The organism is Flavobacterium sp. (assembly GCF_039595935.1).
In the GTDB taxonomy this organism is placed as follows: domain Bacteria; phylum Bacteroidota; class Bacteroidia; order Flavobacteriales; family Flavobacteriaceae; genus Flavobacterium.
Window position 1 is genome coordinate 2105004 of sequence record NZ_JBCNKR010000006.1, and the last position, 21551, is coordinate 2126554.

Genomic DNA, 21551 nt, shown 5'->3' on the forward strand with positions numbered 1-21551 from the left:
TTCGTGTCTGATAAAAAATCATATCAGCAAATTTTAAAAACGACTTCACTTTTTGGCGGAGTTCAGTTTTTTTCGATTTTAATATCCATTATCCGTACTAAATTAATTGCCGTTTTTATAGGCCCGGCCGGAATGGGAATTATAGCTTTATTGAATTCTACTTTGGGAGTTTTAAGCAGTATTTCTGGTTTGGGAATTGAAACAAGCGCTGTAAAAAACATTTCTGAAAATTATAAAAATGAAGATTTAAAAACGGTTTCAAAAACGATTCAAACCGTAAAAAAGATTGTTTTTTTTACCGGGATTTTAGGAATGGTTTTAACTTTTGTTTTTTCAAAAGTTTTAAGTATCATCACGTTTGGAAATTCAGATCAGACATTTTCTTTTGCAGTTCTTTCGGTTACTGTTTTATTTAAATTATTAAGTTCAGGTCAATTGGCAGTTTTACAAGGTTTACGATCTTTTCGTTTTTTAGCCAAAGCCAATTTATACGGAAATCTTTTCGGACTTCTTTTTTCAATTCCGTTATATTATTTTTTGAAAATTGATGCCATTCTTCCCACCATAATTATTACTTCTTTTTCCTCCTTGATTTTTTCCTTTTATTATTCGAATAAAATTAAAATTGAAAAAGAAAAAATATCAAATTCAGCACTTTTATTGGAAGGAAAACTGATCGTAAAATTGGGTTTTATGCTCACAATAAGCAGTCTTTTAACGCTATTGTCTGCTTATCTGTTTCAAATTTATGTTGGAAAAACAGGAGGTTTGGAACAAGTTGGTTTTTACAATGCTGGTTTTACATTATTGAACTCTTATGTTGGAATTATTTTTACGGTAATGAGTACTGATTATTTTCCGAAACTTTCTGCGATTAATTCTGATAATGAAAAAATTAGAGAAAGTGTCGAACAACAGGCTTATGTTTCTGTTTTAATTATAATGCCCATTATTGTTTTGTTTCTGGCATTCAGTCCTTTGATTGTAAAAATTATCTATACTTCAAAATTTTACGAAATAATCCCAATGGTAAATATTGGAATTTTAGGAATGCTTTTTCGTGCCGTTTCCTGGTCAATGGGATTTATTTTAATTGCCAAAGGCGACTCGAAAATGTTCGTTAAAACTGCCATTGGTTTTAATGTTTTGTTTTTGATGCTAAATATTTTAGGATATTATTTTTACGGTTTAGAAGGTTTGGGAATTAGTTTCAGTTTGTATTTTTTGATACATTTTATTGGACTAAAAATCATAACCAAAAAGCGATATAGCTTTTATTTTGAAAATCAGTTTTATAAAATATATTTAATTTGCATTGCAATTTCTGCTTCAGCATTTTTGATTCAGTACATTACAAATCCGGTTTTAAAATTCGGATTAATGATTGTTGTAGTTTTAATTTCAATTCTTTTCAGCATCAGCCAAATTCATAAAAAGATCAATTTAAACGAAATATTTACGTCATTTGTTCAGCGAAAAAAAGATAAAAATGATTCAGAATAGTTATAGAAAATGCCGTTCATTTTATCATAAATTCAGGTTTTACTGTAAAGTAAACTGGACAAAAACGTTGTATTTTAATTTTAAAAAACTGCCTTTTCAAACTGCCAAAAAACTTCCTGTTTTCTTTTACGGAAAAGTAAAATTTAGTTCCATAAAAGGCGATATTCAAATCGACGGAAAAATTCAAAAAGGAATGATTGGTTTTGGTCAGCCTTACGAACTAAATAAAGCACACAAGGGAATTGGCGAAATTAATATTTTGGGCAAATTAATTTTTAAAGGAAAATTTCAATTCGGTAAAGATTGTTTTGTTTTTGTGGGTGAAAATGCCGTTTGCGAATTAGGAAATATGGCTTCGATGGCTTCCGCCGGAAAATTAATTTGTACCGAAAAAATTGTTTTGGGAGATTATGCCCGTTTTGGATCTGAATGCCAGATTATCGATACCAATTTTCACGATTTGATTGATACGAAAACTGGAGAAAAACTGCCGAAATCAGCGCCAATTTATATCGGAAATTATAATTTTATGAGTAATAGAGTTTCTATAATGAAAGGAACAAAAACACCTGATTTTTGTACAATTGCATCCAATAGTTTAGGAACAAAAGATTATACTTCGCTTGGCGAAAATATTCTGATAGGCGGCGTTCCTGCCAAATTAATTAGAAATAATATTTCGAGAGACTGGGAAGGTGAAAAAGACTTGTTAAATGATTTTTTGACGATCTAAATAAATTAAAATTTTAAAAGTATATTGATTCTCTGTTTGATTTCTAATACAATATATTTGAAAAACAATTTAAAATTTGATGTATTAAAAGCCAGAATAAGTTCAAAATGCATTCGTTTTAAAATAGCTTTATGTTCTTGTTTTGTTCTGCTTAATTTGATCGCTTTTTTGATAATCAGATAAGTAGAATAATTTATCTTTTTAGATCTGGAATCATTTTTAAGATAAAAATGAGTTCCAAAAGAAGCAGTGGATATTCTTTTCTGAATCAGGATTTCATCAATAAAATCAAAATCATATTTACGAGAAGCGCGAATCCAAAAGTCCAGATCTTCATAAGCAAGGTTTTCATCATAACCTTTTAAATCATCAAAAACAGATTTTTTAACCATCGAAGAAACCGAACAAATACTGTTTCCGCCAGAAATTACGCTTAAATAAATATCTCCGGTTTGTCGTTTTTCAATTGTTTTTTTTGTTTCATTTATAGCAAAATAGTAAGAATCGTGTTGGCCATTTTCAGTAATTAATTCGGCATTTCCGTAAACGGCACCAAGATTTGTAAACTGACTTTCCAGAAATTTTTTCATTTGCAGTGAAACACAATTTGGCAGTAAAATATCATCACAAGCCAAATCGATAATGTATTTACCTTTAGCTAGTTTCAGCGCTTTGTTAAACGATTTTGTGCTTCCTAAATTAGTTTCGTTTTCAATAAACTGAATCTGCGGATAATCTGTCAGCCAATTTCTAATAACTTCTTTGGAATTATCAGCACTAAAATCATCAACAATAATAACTTCAATAAAAGGATAATCCTGATTTACAGCAGATATCAATGACTCTACAACAAAATTTTTATGATTGTAGCACAAGCAAATAATGGTCACCAATGATTTATCCTGCATTTTGTTTTAAAGAGTTATATTTGATACGAAAATAAGAAATCGTCAATGATATTGTCTCACAAAAAAAAGAAAATTGCTTTAATAGGTTATCGTCTCAGCGGAGGCGGAAGTGATAAAGTAATGGCAAATTTGTCTATTTTTTTTGAACGTCAGGGTTTTGAGGTTGATATTATAATTGTTCTCGATGAAGTGAGTTTTCCGTATTCGGGAAAATTGGTAAATCTTGGTTTATTGAAAAATAAAAGCAATGGTATTTTCAATAAAATTAAGCGATTAAAAGCTTTGAGAACGTATTTGAATAAAAATAAATTCGATTTTATTATTGATTTTCGTTTTAGAACAAAGATTATTCAGGAACTAATTTTAGCCCGATTTATTTATAATGCTAAAACGATTTTTACGGTTCATAGTTTTTTGATCAATCATTATATGCCCAATAATTCGTTTTTAACAAGATTGATGTACAATCATTGTTTGGCCAACGTAGCGATTACAGATGAAATGAAAACGTTGATTGAAAATAAACATCATTTAAAGAATGTTGTAACGATTCATAATCCGTTAAATCTTGAAGAAATTAAAGAAAAACAAAACCAAGAAATTGATCTCAATTTTGATTTTATAATTGCAGTAGGACAATATGAAAACGAAATAAAACAATTTGATAAACTGATTTCCAGTTATGCAAAATCTGATTTACCGCAAAAACAAATTCATTTGGTAATTGTTGGGAATGGAGATGAATCAAAACTTAAAAAAGCAATTTTAGAATCTAAAATTGAACAATTTGTACATCTTACAGGTTATCAAAATAATCCTTTCAAGTATCTTAAAAAAGCTCAATTTCTAGTTTTAAGCAGTAAAAATGAAGGTTTTCCAAATAGTATTTTAGAAGCTTTAGGCTGTCAAATTCCTGTTGTATCTTTTGACTGCGATTTTGGACCAAGAGATATGATTTCTTCTTTTGAAAATGGTATTTTAGTCGAAAATCAAAATTGGGAAAAACTAACAGAAGCAATTAATTTATTGGTTTCAGATAAAGATTTATATCAAAAATGTAAAGGAAATGCATTAAAAAGTATCGAACCGTTTTTACTTGAAAAGATTGGAATACAATGGTTAAATTTATTGCAGAAAAACGAATTATGACAACAATTCACGATATAGAATTACTTAAAATTCCGGTTGTTGAAGACTTAAGCGGAAATTTAGCTTTTATTCAAAATGGTGTTTTACCATTTGAATTTAAAAGGGTTTATTATCTTTTTGATGTTCCAAGCAGCGCTTTTCGCGGCGGACATTCGCATATCGAACAGCATGAAGTTTTAATCGCTTTAAGCGGAAGTTTTGAAGTAACGGTTAATGACGGAACAGACAAAAAGAGTTTTCTTTTGAATAAGCCAAATGTTGGTCTTCATCTGCCAAAAGGAATTTGGAGAGAATTAGAAAATTTTTCTTCAGGTGCAATCTGTCTTGTTTTGGCTTCGGATGTTTTTGAAGAAACCGATTATATTCGTGATTATGAAACCTTTTTGAGTTCCAAAAGATGAAACTCCTTTACATTGTTCCCAAAATAAAAAATGCCGGCGGCGTGGCTCGAGTTCTATCACTTAAAGCCAATTATTTTACAGAACATTTTAATTATGAAGTGCATATTTTATCTCAAAATGAAGAAGAAGATTTGCCTTTTTATGACTTTAATTCTAAAGTTATCTTTCATAATATTATTTTAAACGGAAATCCTTTTCAGTTTTTAAAAGCATATCAAAAGCAGATAAATCAAAAAGTAAAAGAAATTAATCCAGATGTAATTTTGGTTGCAGATAATGGATTAAAAGCTTTTGTTTTTCCTTTCGTAATTAAAACCAAAATTCCGATTGTTTTTGAAATTCACGGTTCTAAATTTATTGAAGAAACTCCTTTAAAATCTGATTTTATTTCGAAGTTTATTTCAAAAATAAAATGTCAATTTAAAGATTTTGGTGTTCGAAAGTTTACCAAAATTGTGGCTTTATCGGAAGAAAATTTAGAAGAATGGAACGTTAAAAACGGAATTGTAATTCCGAATCCATCTTGGATTCAAACTAAACTAGTTTCAGATTTAAAAAATAAAAAAGTTATTTGTGTTGCCCGGAATTCTTATGAAAAAGGCTTAAACCGATTAATAGTAATTTGGGAAAAAGTAATCGATATACATCCGGATTGGGTTTTGGAAATTTATACTGATGAAGTTGATTCTTTAAATACTATTGTTGTTGATTTAGGAATGACTTTAAACATACATATTTTCAGTTTCGTGAAAAATATCGAAGAAAAATATCTTGAATCTTCGATTTATGTGATGACTTCCAGAACTGAAGGTTTTCCTATGGTTTTATTAGAAGCAATGGCTTACGGTTTGCCTTGTATTGCTTTCGATTGCCCAACAGGACCAAGAGCAATAATTAAAAATAACAAAAATGGATTTCTGATTCCGGATAATGATGATTTATTGTTTATTGAAAAACTTTCTGCCTTAATTGAAAATGAAGATTTAAGATTGGAGTTTGGAAAAAATGCAAAACACTCTTCTGAGAATTATTCTGTAGAAAAAATAATGGAGCATTGGAGATCATTTTTAGAAGAATTATAACAATTAGACTCAATAACTATTGAGAATCTTGCTGGAATGCAAAAAACAAAAATATCCCAGTTTATAAATATCAAAAAGAAACAAAGAAGGTTTTTGAGAAAGTAAATTCTGTTCTATTTTGGTTTTGTTTTTTTTGAATAATAAATTCGATAAGTGTATTAATTTCAGTTTTTTTAATAGTTCAAAAACTTTTATGATTTTGCTTTCTGAGGCATTAATTTTATTTGAATTATAAAGCGAAACTAAATTATCTAAAGCCGTTTTGGTTTTGTTTAAAAACTGTTCTGAAGTTTCTAAACCAAGATGAAAAGTGGGATTTTGTATTCGAATAATTTCGAAATGATTCTTTTTTAAAACCGAAAAGAAAACCAAATCTTCGTAACCGTATTTCGTAATCGATTCATCAAAAGGATATTGCAGAAAAATATCTTTTTTGATTAGTAAATTAGAAGATAAAAGGGCAGAAGTTTCTCTTTCTTTTCCATAAATCCAGCGCAAAAGCTTTTCATTTGACGGCCTTTTATCTTCATAAATAATTCCGCCAAAAATAATATTCGCACTTTCAGAAAGTGCAGAAATATAGTTTTGAATAAAATTATTATTCGATGGAAAAGTATCGCAATCTAATATTAAAAGCCAGTCATATTTTGCTTTTCGGGCTAAAGAATTGATATTTTTTCCTCTTCCTAAATTGATTTCATTTGCAAAAAATGAACAATTGGAAAAAGAATTAATTTCTTGATTTTGAATGTTTTCTTTTGAATTTGAAGCGTCGTCCTGACAAAGAATTTCAAAATTAATTCCACATAAATCACATTGTTTTACAAGTTCGGTTACGAGTTCTAAAACATTATAATTATAAACCGGAATTAAAATAGAAAGCATTACACGCTTCTTTGCACCACTTCGAAGATTCTTTCATCTTCACATTTCAATGTTTTAGAAGGGAATTTCATCAACAAAGCATAATCGTGAGTGGCCATAATAACCGTTTTTCCGTTTGCGTTGATGGTTTTTAAAACTTCTAAAACCTCAGAACTTGTCTGTGGGTCAAGGTTTCCTGTTGGTTCATCGGCAAGAATGAATTCAGGATCGTTAAGCAAAGCTCTTGCAATCGCAACACGCTGCTGCTCACCTCCGGAAAGTTGGTGCGGCATTTTGTTAAGGAAATCTTTCATTCCAACTTTATCCAAAACCTCGTCAATTTTGTATTCCATTGCTTCTTTTTCTGTCCAGCCAGTAGCTTTTAGAACAAAAAGCATATTGTCTTTAATAGAGCGGTCTGGAAGTAGTTTAAAATCCTGGAAAACAATTCCGATTTTACGTCTCAAATACGGAATATCTTTTTCTTTTAAAGTGGCCAAATCAAAGTCAACAATATGAGCTTCGCCTTCAGTTAAAGGTAAATCTGCGTACAAAGTTTTTAAGAAGCTGCTTTTTCCGGAACCTGTTTTTCCGATGATGTAAATAAATTCACCATGCTGAACATCTAAATTAATATGAGAAATAATTTTTCTTCCTTCTTGATATATAGTGACTTCTTTAAGAGATAGTACGGTTTGTGACATAATAAAAATTGATTTGATTTGTAAAAGTAATAAGATAACGATTGGATTCAAAATAAATTTCAATCATTTCTGAATAAAATCTTTAAACGAATAATTGATTTTGATGGTTTGAGAACCAATCTTTTGGCTTTTAATAAACCAAAATAATAACGTCTTTTAAATCATTTGTTCATAATAAAATCCCGAAACGTTTCGTTATAAACGGTATAAAATGATAAATTTGAATACTAAATATAACTAAAATGCGTAAAATTTCCAGGTTCTTTTTATTCCAAATTATCCTTATTTCGACAGCTGTTTCGGCACAAAAATCGGCTATTTATACTTACGAATTAAAGGATTTTGACAAAGCGCTGGCTTTATATAACGACAAGCAATATGCATCGGCACAACATATTTTTGAATACGTAAAAAACAATACGGCACCAACAGAAGAAGTAAAATCTGATTGTGCGTATTACATTGCCAATTGTGCTATCAGAACCAATCAGGCAAATGCTGATACTTTGATGGAAAAATTCGTTGACGATTACCCTACAAGTACCAAACAAAATCAGGCTTACATTGAAGTGGCGCAATATTTCTTTGAACAGGGAAATTATCCAAAAGCTTTGCAATGGTTTGACAAAGTAGACGAAAGCTACATGAGCAAAAAAGATTCGGATAAATTTAATTTCCAGAAAGGCTACAGCTATTTTAATGCTAAAAATAAAAAAGAAGCTACTGCGTATTTTAATAAAGTTGTAAACTCTCCAGAATATGGTTCTCAGGCCAAATATTATTTAGGATTTATGGCTTATGAAGGTGATGATTATAAAGAAGCAACAAAATATTTTGACGAAGTTTCGGGTGAAGAAAAATACAAAGAGAAACTTTCGTATTATCAGGCTGATATGAATTTTAAATTAGGAAATTTCCAAAAAGCAATTGATTTGGGCCAAAAAGCAATGGCGAAATCAAATGAAATGGAAAAATCGGAACTGAATAAAATTATTGGTGAAAGTTATTTCAATTTAAAACAATACGATAAAGCGATTCCGTATTTAGAACAATATGCAGGGAAAAAAGGAAAATGGAACAACACCGATTTCTACCAGTTAGGTTACGCATATTACGAGCAGAAAAATTACGAAAAAGCAATTTCTCAATTTAATAAAATTATTGAAGGAAAAGATTTCGTTGCACAAAATGCTTATTATCATTTAGGTTTAAGTTATTTGAATACAGGCAAAAAACAGGAAGCTTTGAATGCTTTTAAAAATGCTTCGGAAATGGATTTCAATGCTCAGATTCAGGAAGATGCAGCGTTGAATTATGCTAAAGTAAGTTATGATATTGGAAACGCTTATCAGACCGTTCCGGGAATTTTACTTGATTTCTTAAAAAAATATCCAAACAATTCGAGCAGGGCAGAAGTAGAAAAACTTTTGGTTGATTCTTATATTTCGACTAAAAATTACAAAGAGGCTTTGGCTTTGCTGGAAAAAAACAGAACAGCAGAAAATAAAGCAGCGTATCAAAAAGTGCTTTTTTACAGAGGAGTTGAATTGTATAATGAATCGAATTATACTGAGGCCGGAAAAATGTTTAAAAATGCTGTAAGCGAACAAAAAACTCCTGAATTTACAGCGCGTGCCACTTTCTGGAAAGCAGAAACAGAATATCTTAATGATGATATGCAGAATGCCTTATTAACTTACAAACAGTTTGCCGGACTTCCTGCCGCAAAATCTACAGACGAATACAAAAACATCAATTATAATATTGGTTACACCTATTTTAAATTGAAAGAATACGATCAGGCTGCGAATTCATTTCAGGCGCAGATTGATAATAATAAAGAAGATAAAGTTCGTTTGAATGATTCGTATCTGCGTTTAGGAGATTCACGTTTTGTGAATTCTAAATATGCTCAGGCAATGGAAGCGTACGGAAAAGCAATGGATGCAAAAAGTGTTGATGCTGATTATGCTCAGTTTCAAAAAGCACTTTCGTATGGTTTTATGTCTAAAAATGATCAGAAAATCAATGAGCTGAATAACTTCCTCAAAATGTATAAAAAATCAGAATATCGTGATGATGTTTTGTTTGAATTAGGAAATACGTATGTGGCTGACAAGAAGAATGATTTGGCAATTAAAACCTACGATCAGTTAATTTCAGAATATAAAAACGGATCTTTTACTTCAAAAGCAATTTTGAAACAAGGTTTAATTTATTACAATTCCGATCGTGACGAACAAGCATTGACAAAATTCAAAAAAGTGGCAGCAGAATTCCCGAAAACTCCGGAAGCTCTGGAAGCTGTTTCAACAGCGAGATTGATTTATGTTGATTCTGGAAAAGTGGATGAATATGCAAGTTGGGTTCGTACTCTGGATTTCGTTTCGGTTACAGATGCTGAACTGGATAATGATACTTACGATGCAGCTTTCAAACAATACAGCCAGAATAACAGCAAAACGGCAATTACAGGATTTGCAGGTTATGTGAGCAAATTCCCTTCTGGATTACACGCTTTAGAAGCTAATTTCTACTTAGCACAATTGTATTATGCTGAAGGTTCTGAAACCAGATCAATTTCGAATTATCAATATGTTATCGACCAGCCGAGAAGTGAATTTACGGAGCAGGCTTTAAACAGACTGGCTCAGATTTACTTAAAAGCTAAAGATTGTGATAAAGCGATTCCGGTTTTAGTCCGCTTAGAAAACGAAGCCGATTATCCTCAGAATAAAAACTTTGCGCAGGCGAATTTGATGAAATGTTATTATGACAAAAAAGACTATGATAATTCAGTAGTTTCAGCAGAAAAAGTATTAGCAAATCCTAAAGCTGATGCCAATGTAAAAGCTGATGCACAGATTATCGTAGCTCGTGCAGCAATTCAAACAGGTGATGAAGAAAAAGCAAAAGCAGCTTATGCAAAATTGTCTACAACTTCAAAAGGAGAATTAGCAGCCGAAGCATTGTATTATGATGCTTATTTTAAAACCAAAGAAGGAAAATTTGAAGCGTCGAACACAGCAGTTCAAAAACTGGCAAAAAACTATTCTGCTTACAAATATTACGGAGCAAAAGGTTTGGTTTTAATGGCGAAAAATTTCTACGGATTAAAAGACAGCTATCAGGCGACTTATATTTTAGATAACGTAATCAACAATTTTACAGATTATCCGGATGTTGTTGAAGAAGCGAAAAAAGAATTAAGTGCAATTAAGGCGGAAGAGTCAAAAACGAATTCGTCGATTAATAGATAGAGAAATAGACGAAAGAGACAAGAAGCAAGATTTTGAAAAAATTAAAGTCTTTTATCTTGCTTCTTGCCTCTTCAAAAAAAAGAAAGAAATGAGTTTACCTTTTTATATAGTTGATGTTTTTGCTGATAAGAAATATGCCGGAAATCAGCTGGCGGTTTTTTTGGATGCAGGAAATTTAAGTTCACAAGAAATGCAGCAGATGGCGCGCGAGATTAACTTCGCAGAAAGCACATTTGTGACCAAACTTGATAAAGAAAATAATAAAGCAGAGATCAGAATATTTACTCCGGCTCATGAAATGCAGTTTGCCGGTCATCCAATAATTGGAACTTCATGGGTTTTGATGAATACGATTTTTGAAAATTCACCAAGCGAAATCAAACTTGAAGTACCAATTGGACCAATTGCCATTCACAAAACAGAAGAATTGATTTGGTTAAAAGCGGCTCAGCCAAAATTTTGGGATATTTTTTCGAAAGAAGATTTTACAACTTTCAGTAATTTGACAGTAAGCGATTTTGAAAATCAATTTCCAATTCAGGAAATAACAACCGGAAGTGCTTTTGTGATGGTTGGTTTAAGCAGTAATAGAGCTTTAGAAAATTTGATTTTAGATAAAGATAAAACAGACGAATGGCTGAAACAGCATTGTAAAACAGATCACAGAGGCTTATACTTTTATTATTTAGAAGGAGATAAATTATTTAGCAGAATGTTATGCATCGAACACAATCAACTGGTTGAAGATGCAGCAACGGGAAGCGCAAGTACCTGTCTGCAGGCATTTTTGCTAAAATATCATAAACCTGAATTTGAACTGATTAATTATCAGGGAGATTATATTGGGCGTCCGTCGCAGATTTATTTTAAAGGAAAATTAGAAAATGATCAATTTGATATTAAAATAGGAGGAAAAGCTCAGTTTGTTGCAAAAGGAGATTGGGAAGCTTGATTATAGAAGAAAGAGTCAAGATTTTTAAAAATAGAAGCAAGATTAAAGAATCAAGATATTAGAAAATAGAATAAAAATGGAGAAAAGTTAGAGATACAAAGGAGTCTATCTTCTTGTTTCTTTCTTCTTATTCTCTAAAAAAGAAGAAATATGAAATTAAACTGCCGAAATAAAATTACCGTTTTGCTCGTGTTATTTGCTGCTCAGCTTTCGTTTTCGCAAGTTAAGAAGAATGAAAATATCGGAACTGAAACGGTAAACGTAGTAAAACCTTATTCGCCAACAATATCAGACGCTTTTAAAGTGAAAGAAACTCCTTCGCTTGACGATGCGGGAAATCAGCCAAAAGAAACTATTAAGTATAGTATTTTGTCTGTTCCGGTAGCTTCGACTTTTACGCCTTCAAAAGGAAATGCACAAGCCGTGGATAAGTCTAAAAAAGAAAGATTATTCAATAATTATGCAACGCTTGGAGTTGGAAATTACGGAACACTAAACGCTGAATTATTTGTAACTCAGGATTTAGGAAATAATGATTATTTGGCTGGAATGCTGCGCCATCATTCTTCTCAGGGCGGAATTAAAGATGTGAATCTAAACGATGAATTTTATGATACAGGTTTAAATATTGGTTATGGACAAAATAACCGTGATATGTCATGGGGAGTAGAATTAGGATATCAAAATCAAATATATAATTGGTATGGTCTGCCTGCTGATTTTGGAATGACCTTGGCGCCTGGAACTCAGGAAGATTTAATAAGAGGAATTAATCCAAATCATTCTTATAACACGATTTCTGTAGGTGGAAACGCTGAATTTACAGAAAGTATTTTCAGTAAAATTTCAACAAGATTTACCCATTTTTCAGACAGTTTTTCTTCTTCAGAAAATCGTTTCTATCTAAAACCAACTTTTAAAGTTGATGTGATGGATCAGGCAATTAACACTAATGTCATTATAGATCATGTTAGTGGTTCGTTTGAGCATAATTATACAAGAGATAATGTTGAGCCATTAAAATATAGTCTGACTAATTTTGGAATCGAGCCGAGTTTTGTGGTTCATGAAAACGACTGGACATTAGAACTCGGAGCTGGTTTATTCTATGCTTTGGATTCTGAAAACAGCGGAAACAAATTTTATATTTATCCAAAAGTAAATGCTTCTTATAAATTAGTTGGCGATTTAATGATTTTCTATACAGGTGTAAATGGCGGTTTGAACCAAAATTCATATGCTGATTTTGTGAATGAAAATCCATTTCTTTCTCCAACTTTAAATATGAGACCAAGCAGTACACAATATAATGTTTTTGCAGGGTTAAAAGGAAAACTGGCAAATAATGTGAGCTATAATTTAACAGGTTCTTATTTAAATGAAAAAGACAAAGCTTTGTTTAAAAGTAATGATTATACAGAAGATTTTTCGAACCAGAATTATGCTTTCGGGAACTCATTTGGAGTTATATATGAAGACATCAGAACCTTTCGTTTTTATGGTGAATTAAAAGCTGATTTTTCTCAAAACGTGTCTTTCGGAATCAACGGAACTTTTAATAGTTATAATACAGATAATATAGTGGAAGCATGGAATCTGCCTTCGATGAAATTAAGTTCAAATCTGGATGTTAATATCACGAAACAATGGTATGCAGGATTAAACGTTTTCTATGTGGGAGAACGTAAGGACATGCAGTCTAATTTAAATTCTGGAGTTGATCCGGTTATTACCACTTTAAAAAGCTATTTTGATGCCAATGCACATTTAGGATATAAATACAACGACCGTTTGACTTTCTTCTTAAAATTAAACAATATCGGAAATCAGGCTTATCAAAAATGGCTGAATTATCCTGTTCAGGGATTTCAGGTTTTAGTAGGAGGAAATTATAAGTTTGATTTTTAAAGATTTTCGTCGTTAAGACGTTAAGGTAAAGTTTATTTAAAATATAAAAAGTGCCTTTTTTCAGCCGTGAACTCATGAATTTTTTGGAGTAGAATTCGTGAATTCGTGGCTGTTTTTTTGCATTGATAAAAAACCTTAGCATCTTTGCATCTCAGAACCTCAGTACCTTCAAAAAAATGACTTTCAAACAAAAAATACATTCTCATTATTCTCAAATGGTTCAGGACCGAATTGACGTTTTTAAAGACATGATTTCGGGATTAACAGAAGATTCTAAAAACGATGCAAAAGGTTCGGCCGGAGATAAACACGAAACGGCTTTGTCGATGATGCATATCGAACAGGAAAAACTGACCAATAAATTAAAAGAAGCGATTGCTCAAAAAGCAATTTTAGATAAAATTGATTCGACTAAAAATACCGAAAACATTATTTCCGGAAGCTTGGTAAAAGCAAATGGAATTTATTTATATGTGAGTGTTGCGCTTCCTAAAATTGCAATTGATGGAATTAATGTTATTGCGCTTTCTCCACAATCTCCTCTAGGAAATCATTTAATGGGAAACAAAGCTGGATTTCAATTCGAGATCAATAAAACGCATTATACAATTGAAAGTGTTGAATGATTAATTCGTTTCGTGTAGTCCCCTACGGGACAATTTTTAATACATAATATTTTTTCTACCAATATTTAATCTCTACGAGATACGCTTCATTAGAGATAAATAATTTTATAGAATCTCTACGAGTAACTTATACTTTATGTTTAACATCTAAAATGTTTATTTTGAGATAAAATAACCTGTTTTTTTTATAATGGAATATTTAAGAGTAAATTATACTTCATATTTAATCTCTAGGAGATAATGTACTCCGTTAGGAGTAGAATATCGGTAGAAAAAAAATACCTAACGTAAAATTGTTCCGTAGGGACTATATCGGTAACAATAACTTTGTCAAAGTTTAAAACTTTGACAAAGTTTGAATCAACCTCATTTTTGTCATTCTGAGGAACGAAGAATCTTCGTATGTAGCTCACCAACGTATATTGCCAATCTTTGTAGAGTTCCTCGCGAAGATTCTTCGTTCCTCAGAATGACAATATTGAAAGCGAACTTTGCTTAAAGAATAATTTCTGAACAGCTTTTTTAATTCTCTTTACGAATTTTTTAATGATTGTAGAATAACTCAAAAATTAATTCAAAAATTAATTCAAAAAATCATTCTAAACTTTCAATTTTAAACCAGTTTTCTGCTCTAAATTAAAATTTTCAAGTTTCAAGCTTTTTTTAATGCTAAAATTTTACATTTTACATGTAAATTGATTTTTTTGATTGATAATTGTAATTAATGTTTAGGTTTGTGTTTTTCAATTATAACTAATACTTCATCTTTGCCTTATCAAATTAAAATTTAAAAGTTTAAAAATATAAAATTATGTGTGGAATTGTATGTGCCTTTGATCTAAAGCAAAAAGCCGAAGCTTTAAGACCTCAAGTATTAGAAATGTCAAAAATCATTCGTCACCGCGGACCAGACTGGAGCGGAATTTACAGCAATGATAAAGCAATTCTTTCTCATGAGCGTTTGGCGATTGTAGATCCAGCTTCAGGAAAACAACCTTTATTTACAGAAGATAAAAAATTGGTTTTAGCTGCAAATGGTGAAATTTACAATCACAGAGATTTACGTAAACAATTTGAAGGAAAATATAACTTTCAAACAGAAAGTGACTGCGAAGTTATCTTAGCATTATACAGAGAAAAAGGTGTAAGTTTTGTTGATGAATTAAACGGGATCTTCGGATTTGCGATTTATGATGTTGATAAAGACGAATATTTCGTAGCTCGTGACCACATGGGAATTATTCCATTATATATTGGTTGGGATCAACACGGAACTTTCTACGTAGCTTCAGAATTGAAAGCTTTAGAAGGATATTGTACAAAAATCGAATTATTCCCTCCAGGACACTATTTATCAAGTAAAGACGGTGAATTTGTACAATGGTACAAAAGAGACTGGACAGAATATGAAGCTGTAAAAGACAACGAAACAAGCATTCCTGAAATCAGAAAAGCACTTGAAGCGGCGGTTCACAGACAATTAATGAGTGACGTTCCTTACGGAGTTTTACTTTCAGGAGGTTTAGATTCTTCTATTACTTCGGCTGTAGCCAAAAAATTTGCGCAAAAAAGAATTGAGTCAGATGATACTACAGATGCATGGTATCCGCAATTACACTCTTTCTCTGTTGGTTTAGAAGGATCTCCGGATTTAGCAGCAGCAAGAAAAGTAGCAGATCATATTGGAACGATTCACCACGAAATTAAATTTACAATTCAGGAAGGATTAGATGCAGTTCGTGATGTAATTTACAACCTTGAAACGTATGATGTAACTACAGTAAGAGCTTCAACTCCAATGTGGTTAATGGCTAGAGTTATCAAATCTATGGGAATCAAAATGGTTCTTTCAGGAGAAGGAGCAGATGAGTTATTTGGAGGATATTTGTATTTCCACAAAGCACCAAACGCTAGAGAATTCCACGAAGAAAACGTTCGTAAATTAGGAAAACTTCACATGTACGATTGTTTGCGTGCCAACAAAAGTTTAGCGGCTTGGGGAATCGAAGGTCGTGTTCCTTTCTTAGATAAGGAATTTATGGATGTTGCGATGCGCATCAACCCACAAGATAAAATGATCAACAAAGAACATCCAATGGAAAAATGGGTAGTTCGTAAAGCTTTTGAAGATATGCTTCCTGAAAGTGTAGCTTGGAGACAAAAAGAACAGTTTTCTGATGGAGTAGGATACAGCTGGATTGATACTTTAAAAGAAGTGGTAGCCAGAGAAGTTTCGGATGAGCAATTGGCAAACGCAAGATTTAAATTCCCATTGCAGACTCCAACTTCAAAAGAGGAATATTACTATCGTTCAATTTTCTCAGAGCATTTCCCAAGCGATGCGGCGGCATTATGTGTGCCTCAGGAAGCGAGTGTAGCTTGTAGTACAAAAATCGCTTTAGAGTGGGATGAGGCTTTCAAAAACTTAAACGATCCATCTGGTAGAGCAGTAGCAAGTGTTCACGATGATGCCTATGTTAAAGCATAAACAAGTTTAATTATTAGAATTAGTATATATATTGCGGGAAAGACGTTCTTTATTGAGAACGTCTTTCTTGTCTAAAATTGTTAAATTCTATATTTCAGCTCTTTATATAAAAATTTCAGCAATTATTTAACTTACTTTTTTTATATTTGGCATTCCCCGAAAAAAGTTAAATACCTCAGATTTTAATATTGAAAATGTAGGAAAGCAAAAAATAATATTTAGTTTTGCTTTCAAGTGAGAATTTTAATGATTTTTTAATGTTTGGCTTATTTTGAGCTCATACAGAGAAATAAAAACAAAAAATAAATAATTATGTCTGGATTATTGGCCGTTATTGGTAAAGGAAAAGACCCGCAGTTTGTAAAAGAACTTTCAGAAAGAATGTCGCATCGCGGCCCTGATGAAAGTGATTTACACATCATGGAAAATGGAAGTATACTTTGTCATGAAAGTTTATCTATTATCGATCTGCAATCGGGAAAACAGCCTATTCAGGGAACAAATAAAGCATGGATGGTTCATGATGGAGAGATCTATAACTATCAACAGCTAAAAAACACGGTTTTAAAAGATCATACTTTTAGAACCAATTCAGATTCTGAAGTTATCGTGCATTTGTACGAAGAATTCGGATATGATTTTTGTAATAAACTTGACGGCGATTTTGCTTTCGTAATTATCGACGGAGATAAATATATTGCCGGAAGAGACCCTATTGGAGTTAAACCTCTGTATTATGGACTGGATGAAAGAGGAAGAATTTATTTTTCTTCGGAAATGAAATCAATTGCAGATCAATGTAAATCGTTTTCAACATTTCCTCCGGGACATTATTATACAGCAAAAAGTGGTTTCGTAAAATATTACCACCCGGAATATGAGGATCATAAAAATGCTGTTCAGCCTCTAAATTTAGAACTAATTAGAGAAAGTCTTATTGAAGCAACACGAAAAAGATTAATGAGCGAAGTACCTGTTGGAGTTATTCTTTCAGGAGGATTAGACACTTCTTTAATTACATCAATTGCGTCAAGATTATTAAAAGAAAATGGTAAAAAACTGCCTTCTTTTTCGATTGGTTTAGATGCCGATGCGCCGGATAATATTATGGCCAGAAAAGCCGCAGAATTTCTGGGAACAGATCACCATGAAATTCATTTTACTATAGAAGAAGGAGTAGAGATATTAGAAAAAGTAATTTCGCATATAGAAACTTACGATATTATTTCGGTTCGTTCCGGAGTTCCAATGTATTTATTGTCAAAAGCAATTATTGATAAAGGAGTAAAAGTTGTTCTTTCGGGAGAAGGAGCTGATGAAATTTTTGGAGGACATTTGTATTTTAGAAATGCGCCTTCAGCAGAAGAATTTCAGGATGAAACAATAGAAAGAGTTCAGAAACTTTTTACTGCTGATTTACTTCGCGTTGACAAAACGACAATGGCAAACGGAATCGAAGCGAGAGTTCCGTTTTTAGATAAAGATTTTTTAGATGTTACTATTCGAATTAAAACCGAAGAAAAACAGCCAAAAACCTATGACGGAATTGAAAAATACATTCTAAGAAAAGCTTTTGATACACCGGAAAATCCGTATTTGCCAAAAGAAGTTTTGTGGAGACAAAAAGAACAATTCTCTGATGGAGTAGGATATAACTGGGTAGATGCTTTGATAGAATATTGTTCGTCTCAGGTAACAGATGAGCAATTGGCAGGAGCTTCGGCAGAATTTCCGTATAACACACCTACAACAAAAGAAGCGTATTATTACAGATTAATTTTTCATAAATATTATCCACAGGTAAGTGCGGCACAAACGGTTCGTAAATGGATTCCGAAATGGCAGGAAAACCTTGATCCGAGCGGTAGAGCAAATGCTGCTCACTTGCAGGGAAATTTTGAAAATGTAAAATCTGGAGTAGCAGTTTAAGTAATAATATTTCAAATTTTAAATTCCAAATTACAATATGGAATTTAAAAAAATATAAAACCGAAACGAAATTTAGTATTCGTTTCGGTTTTTTTTATGATCAGAATTTTAGCCTTTAAGTTATTTCCTAAATCTTAGTTAATGTAGGTTTTCCCTTTAAGAAAAATATTATATTTGGTTATCATTAACAAATTAATAATCAATCAAAAGTAACCTATGAAAAACCTCTTCCTAAGTGGAATTTTATGCTGTGCATTAGTTTCATTGAATCCGGTTTGTGCACAAAAAAAAACGGAGACACCCAAGTACATTACTAACGTTGAAGGTGTCAAAGAATATTCTTTAAATAATGGATTAAGAGTTCTTTTAATTCCGGATGCCTCACAAAGCAATATGGTAGTCAACATTGTCTATAATGTTGGTTCAAGAAATGAAGGCTATGGAGAAAAAGGAATGGCGCATTTATTAGAACACATGCTTTTTAAAAGTACTAAGAATTTAGGTGATATTAAAAAGATGCTTTCTGATAAAGGAGGAAATGCCAACGGAACCACTTGGTTTGACAGAACAAATTATTATGAAGTTTTTCCATCAAGCGATGAAAACCTAAAATGGAGTATTGAAATGGAAGCTGACCGAATGGTAAACGCAACTATTTTACAAACAGATCTTGATAAAGAATTCTCTGTAGTTAGAAATGAATTTGAGATTGGCGAGAATAATCCTGATGGCGTTTTACAGGAAAGAATTCTTTCAACGGCTTATTTATGGCACAATTACGGAAATAGCACAATTGGAAGTAAAGAAGATATCGAAAGAGTAAAAGCCAATACACTTCGTGTTTTTTATGAAAAATACTATCAGCCAGATAATTCTACTTTAATAATTGCAGGTAAGTTTGATGAACAAAAAGCATTGCAATATGTAGGGCAGTATTTTGGCGCTATTGCAAGACCTAAAAGAGTTTTAGATAAAACCTATACAATCGAACCAGCTCAGGACGGAGAAAAATACGTAGAACTTAAAAGAGCCGGCGACAGTAAAAATGTTGGAGCTGTATACCACACAGCATCTTATGCAGATAAAGATTATGCAGCAATTGATGCTTTGGGCGAAATCTTAACAGCAGATCCATCTGGTTATTTATACAAATCATTGATCGAAACTCAAAAAGTATCTAATATTTACTTTTGGCAGCCAGGTTTAAGAGATGCAAGTTTTATTTATTTTGGAGTAGCAGTTCCAAATGATAAAGATCTAAATGCAACCAAAGAAATGGTTCGAACTGAGCTGGATAAAATTGCTTCAACAAAATATACAGATCAGGACGTTAACAGAGCAAAAGCAAAAATCATCAAAGAAATTGAAACTGTAAAAAATAATACAATTTCATATGCTATTAATTTAACTGAGATTATTGGAGCAGGTGATTACAGACTGGGTTATTTATACCGAGATGCAATTGAAAAATTAACCAAAGAAGATATTCAGAGAGTTGCAGAAAAATATTTTAGAGCAAACAACAGAACAGTAGGAGTTTTTATTCCGTCTAAAGATGAAACAAGAGTTAAACCTGTTGAATATACAGATGAGCAGTTAATTGCTTTTACTAAAGATTACAAAGGAAAAGCTTTAGAAAAAGAAGCTGCTCCATTTGAAGCTTCTATCAAAAATCTTAAACAGAATTTTGTTGAAGGAAAATTATCAAACGGTATTAAATACGGATTGATAAAAAAAGAAATTAAAGGAGGAAAAGTTCAGGCAAGTTTCAAATTTCCGGTTAGTAATGAAAAAGATTTGACTGGTAAAAGCGATGTTGCCGGAATTTTGGCTCAATTATTAAAAACAGGAACTAAAACGCAGACTAAAGAACAAATTCAGGACCGATTAGATGTATTAAAATCATCAATCAACTTTAATTTTTCAAGACAAACATTATCTGTAAGCGTTAGCACATATAAGGAAAACTTTAAAGAAGTTATGGGGATTTTAGGCGATTTATTAGCCAATTCTACTTTTCCTGAAAATGAATTAACGAAAACAATCAGCGAATACAATACTTATCTGGAGTCTAGTTTAAACGATCCGCAGGCGGTTGCTTATACAGAAATTTCGAGACAAACGACAAAATATCCAAAAGGAAGTATTTTTTATACACCAACAATTCAGGAACAAATCGACGCATTCAAAAAAATAAAACAATCAGAAATTGTTGATTTCTACACGAATGTATTGGGCGGAAATAACGGGGTAGGAAGCGTTGTTGGAGATTTAGATGCGAAAACTACAGGTGAAATTCTGGAAAGTACTTTTGGAAAATGGAATTCTAAAGCAAAATATGAATTAGCGATTCCAACTTATTTTGAAACGCAAAGTTTGGATAAAGATATCATTACACCAGATAAAGAAAATGCGGTTGCATTTGGAAGAATAAGCTTTAAAATGAATAAAAAAAATGCTGACTATCCTGCATTTGTTATGGCAAATGAAATATTAGGAAGCGGAGGATTTTTAAGTGCCAGAATTCCGATGAGATTGAGAGAAAAAGAAGGTATAAGCTACGGAGCCGGTTCTTTTATTGATGTGCCAATTGCAAATGATGTAGCATCATGGTCGTATTATGCATTTTTTAATCCAACAAAAAAGAATGCCGTTGAAACAGCTACAAAAGAAGAAATTGCAAAAGCATTAAAAGATGGATTTACTGCCGAAGAATTAAAATCGAACATGATTAGCTGGCAAAACGAAAGAAAAACCAGATTAGGTGTGGATAATACTTTGATGGATCTTGTTAATACGTATTTACAATACGGAGTGCCTCTGGAAGATTATGATACTCTTGAATCTAAAGTTAAAACCTTAAAAGTTGAAGAAGTAAATAATGTCTTGAAAAAATACCTTTCTTTAGATAAAATGACTTCAATTTACGCAGGAGATTTTAATAAGAAACAATAATTAAAAATTTAAATTACAAATATTAAAAATTCCAAAATCTAATTTTTGGATTTTAAAATTATAAAACCGAAATGCTATTAAAATGCATT

At 31.8% G+C, this 21551-nt stretch carries 15 protein-coding genes; 12 read left to right on the top strand and 3 right to left on the bottom strand.

The genetic code is table 11. From position 1 onward, the window contains the following. The first annotated feature begins 3 nt into the window (after positions 1–3). Both ABDW27_RS18855 and ABDW27_RS18860 read left to right on the top strand, forming a co-directional pair. Positions 4–1503 carry an O-antigen translocase gene (locus ABDW27_RS18855; protein ID WP_343697288.1) on the top strand — a complete coding sequence of 500 codons (1500 nt, stop codon included), beginning with the start codon at positions 4–6 and terminating at the stop codon, positions 1501–1503. Further along, positions 1490–2236, top strand: coding sequence for a transferase (locus tag ABDW27_RS18860; protein WP_343697289.1), 747 nt, complete (start codon positions 1490–1492; stop codon positions 2234–2236). The genes ABDW27_RS18855 and ABDW27_RS18860 overlap by 14 nt, the downstream gene beginning before the upstream one ends. A 5-nt stretch (positions 2237–2241) precedes the next feature. On the opposite strand, the gene ABDW27_RS18865 is transcribed toward ABDW27_RS18860, so the two are convergent. Next, on the bottom strand, positions 2242–3144 hold the full coding sequence (locus ABDW27_RS18865) for a glycosyltransferase (protein ID WP_343697290.1): 903 nt from the start codon (positions 3142–3144) through the stop codon (positions 2242–2244). 51 nt (positions 3145–3195) lie between these two features. Here ABDW27_RS18865 and ABDW27_RS18870 point away from each other — a divergent pair, with 51 nt between their 5' ends. From ABDW27_RS18870 to ABDW27_RS18880, 3 genes are read left to right on the top strand one after another with little or no spacing between them, the layout of a single operon-like run. After that, positions 3196–4293, top strand: a complete 1098-nt coding sequence (locus tag ABDW27_RS18870; protein WP_343697291.1) for a glycosyltransferase — start codon at positions 3196–3198, stop codon at positions 4291–4293. Then, complete coding sequence (locus ABDW27_RS18875) at positions 4290–4694, top strand: FdtA/QdtA family cupin domain-containing protein (protein WP_343697292.1); 405 nt, start codon at positions 4290–4292, stop codon at positions 4692–4694. Before ABDW27_RS18870 ends, ABDW27_RS18875 begins: the two co-directional genes overlap by 4 nt. Next, on the top strand, positions 4691–5776 hold the full coding sequence (locus ABDW27_RS18880) for a glycosyltransferase family 4 protein (RefSeq protein WP_343697293.1): 1086 nt from the start codon (positions 4691–4693) through the stop codon (positions 5774–5776). Before ABDW27_RS18875 ends, ABDW27_RS18880 begins: the two co-directional genes overlap by 4 nt. A 9-nt stretch (positions 5777–5785) precedes the next feature. Here ABDW27_RS18880 and ABDW27_RS18885 read toward each other — a convergent pair whose 3' ends face one another. After that, on the bottom strand, positions 5786–6661 hold the full coding sequence (locus ABDW27_RS18885; protein ID WP_343697294.1) for a glycosyltransferase family 2 protein: 876 nt from the start codon (positions 6659–6661) through the stop codon (positions 5786–5788). Further along, entirely contained in the window at positions 6661–7344 is a 684-nt protein-coding gene (locus tag ABDW27_RS18890) for an ATP-binding cassette domain-containing protein (protein ID WP_343697295.1), read from the bottom strand. Before ABDW27_RS18890 ends, ABDW27_RS18885 begins: the two co-directional genes overlap by 1 nt. A 242-nt stretch (positions 7345–7586) precedes the next feature. Between ABDW27_RS18890 and ABDW27_RS18895 the strand changes: the two genes are divergently transcribed. The 7 genes from ABDW27_RS18895 to ABDW27_RS18925 all read left to right on the top strand — a co-directional run bounded on the left by ABDW27_RS18895 (position 7587) and on the right by ABDW27_RS18925 (position 21462). After that, a complete protein-coding gene (locus ABDW27_RS18895) occupies positions 7587–10604 on the top strand; it encodes a tetratricopeptide repeat protein (protein WP_343697296.1) in 3018 nt (1005 codons plus the stop codon). An 88-nt stretch (positions 10605–10692) separates the two neighbouring features. Beyond that, entirely contained in the window at positions 10693–11556 is an 864-nt protein-coding gene (locus ABDW27_RS18900; protein WP_343697297.1) for a PhzF family phenazine biosynthesis protein, read from the top strand. 150 nt (positions 11557–11706) lie between these two features. Next, positions 11707–13464, top strand: coding sequence for a TonB-dependent receptor (locus tag ABDW27_RS18905; RefSeq protein ID WP_343697298.1), 1758 nt, complete (start codon positions 11707–11709; stop codon positions 13462–13464). 176 nt (positions 13465–13640) lie between these two features. Continuing rightward, on the top strand, positions 13641–14090 hold the full coding sequence (locus ABDW27_RS18910) for a hypothetical protein (RefSeq protein ID WP_343697299.1): 450 nt from the start codon (positions 13641–13643) through the stop codon (positions 14088–14090). Between the two features lie 811 nt (positions 14091–14901). After that, entirely contained in the window at positions 14902–16578 is a 1677-nt protein-coding gene (gene asnB / locus ABDW27_RS18915) for an asparagine synthase B (protein WP_343697300.1), read from the top strand. A gap of 312 nt (positions 16579–16890) precedes the next feature. Next, positions 16891–18507: an asparagine synthase B gene (gene asnB / locus ABDW27_RS18920; RefSeq protein WP_343697301.1), complete on the top strand. Its 1617-nt coding sequence runs from the start codon at positions 16891–16893 to the stop codon at positions 18505–18507. 216 nt (positions 18508–18723) lie between these two features. After that, positions 18724–21462 carry a pitrilysin family protein gene (locus ABDW27_RS18925; protein ID WP_343697302.1) on the top strand — a complete coding sequence of 913 codons (2739 nt, stop codon included), beginning with the start codon at positions 18724–18726 and terminating at the stop codon, positions 21460–21462. Positions 21463–21551: the final 89 nt, after the last annotated feature.

Bases quoted from the DNA above. Each gene is read 5' to 3' on its own strand.
- ABDW27_RS18865 (WP_343697290.1), bottom strand. From the start codon at position 3,144: ATGCAGGATAAATCATTGGTGACCATTATTTGCTTGTGCTACAATCAT.
- ABDW27_RS18925 (WP_343697302.1), top strand. From the start codon at position 18,724: ATGAAAAACCTCTTCCTAAGTGGAATTTTATGCTGTGCATTAGTTTCA.
- asnB (WP_343697301.1), top strand. From the start codon at position 16,891: ATGTCTGGATTATTGGCCGTTATTGGTAAAGGAAAAGACCCGCAGTTT.
- ABDW27_RS18860 (WP_343697289.1), top strand. From the start codon at position 1,490: ATGATTCAGAATAGTTATAGAAAATGCCGTTCATTTTATCATAAATTC.
- asnB (WP_343697300.1), top strand. From the start codon at position 14,902: ATGTGTGGAATTGTATGTGCCTTTGATCTAAAGCAAAAAGCCGAAGCT.
- ABDW27_RS18875 (WP_343697292.1), top strand. From the start codon at position 4,290: ATGACAACAATTCACGATATAGAATTACTTAAAATTCCGGTTGTTGAA.
- ABDW27_RS18895 (WP_343697296.1), top strand. From the start codon at position 7,587: ATGCGTAAAATTTCCAGGTTCTTTTTATTCCAAATTATCCTTATTTCG.
- ABDW27_RS18900 (WP_343697297.1), top strand. From the start codon at position 10,693: ATGAGTTTACCTTTTTATATAGTTGATGTTTTTGCTGATAAGAAATAT.
- ABDW27_RS18890 (WP_343697295.1), bottom strand. From the start codon at position 7,344: ATGTCACAAACCGTACTATCTCTTAAAGAAGTCACTATATATCAAGAA.
- ABDW27_RS18905 (WP_343697298.1), top strand. From the start codon at position 11,707: ATGAAATTAAACTGCCGAAATAAAATTACCGTTTTGCTCGTGTTATTT.
- ABDW27_RS18885 (WP_343697294.1), bottom strand. From the start codon at position 6,661: ATGCTTTCTATTTTAATTCCGGTTTATAATTATAATGTTTTAGAACTC.
- ABDW27_RS18880 (WP_343697293.1), top strand. From the start codon at position 4,691: ATGAAACTCCTTTACATTGTTCCCAAAATAAAAAATGCCGGCGGCGTG.
- ABDW27_RS18910 (WP_343697299.1), top strand. From the start codon at position 13,641: ATGACTTTCAAACAAAAAATACATTCTCATTATTCTCAAATGGTTCAG.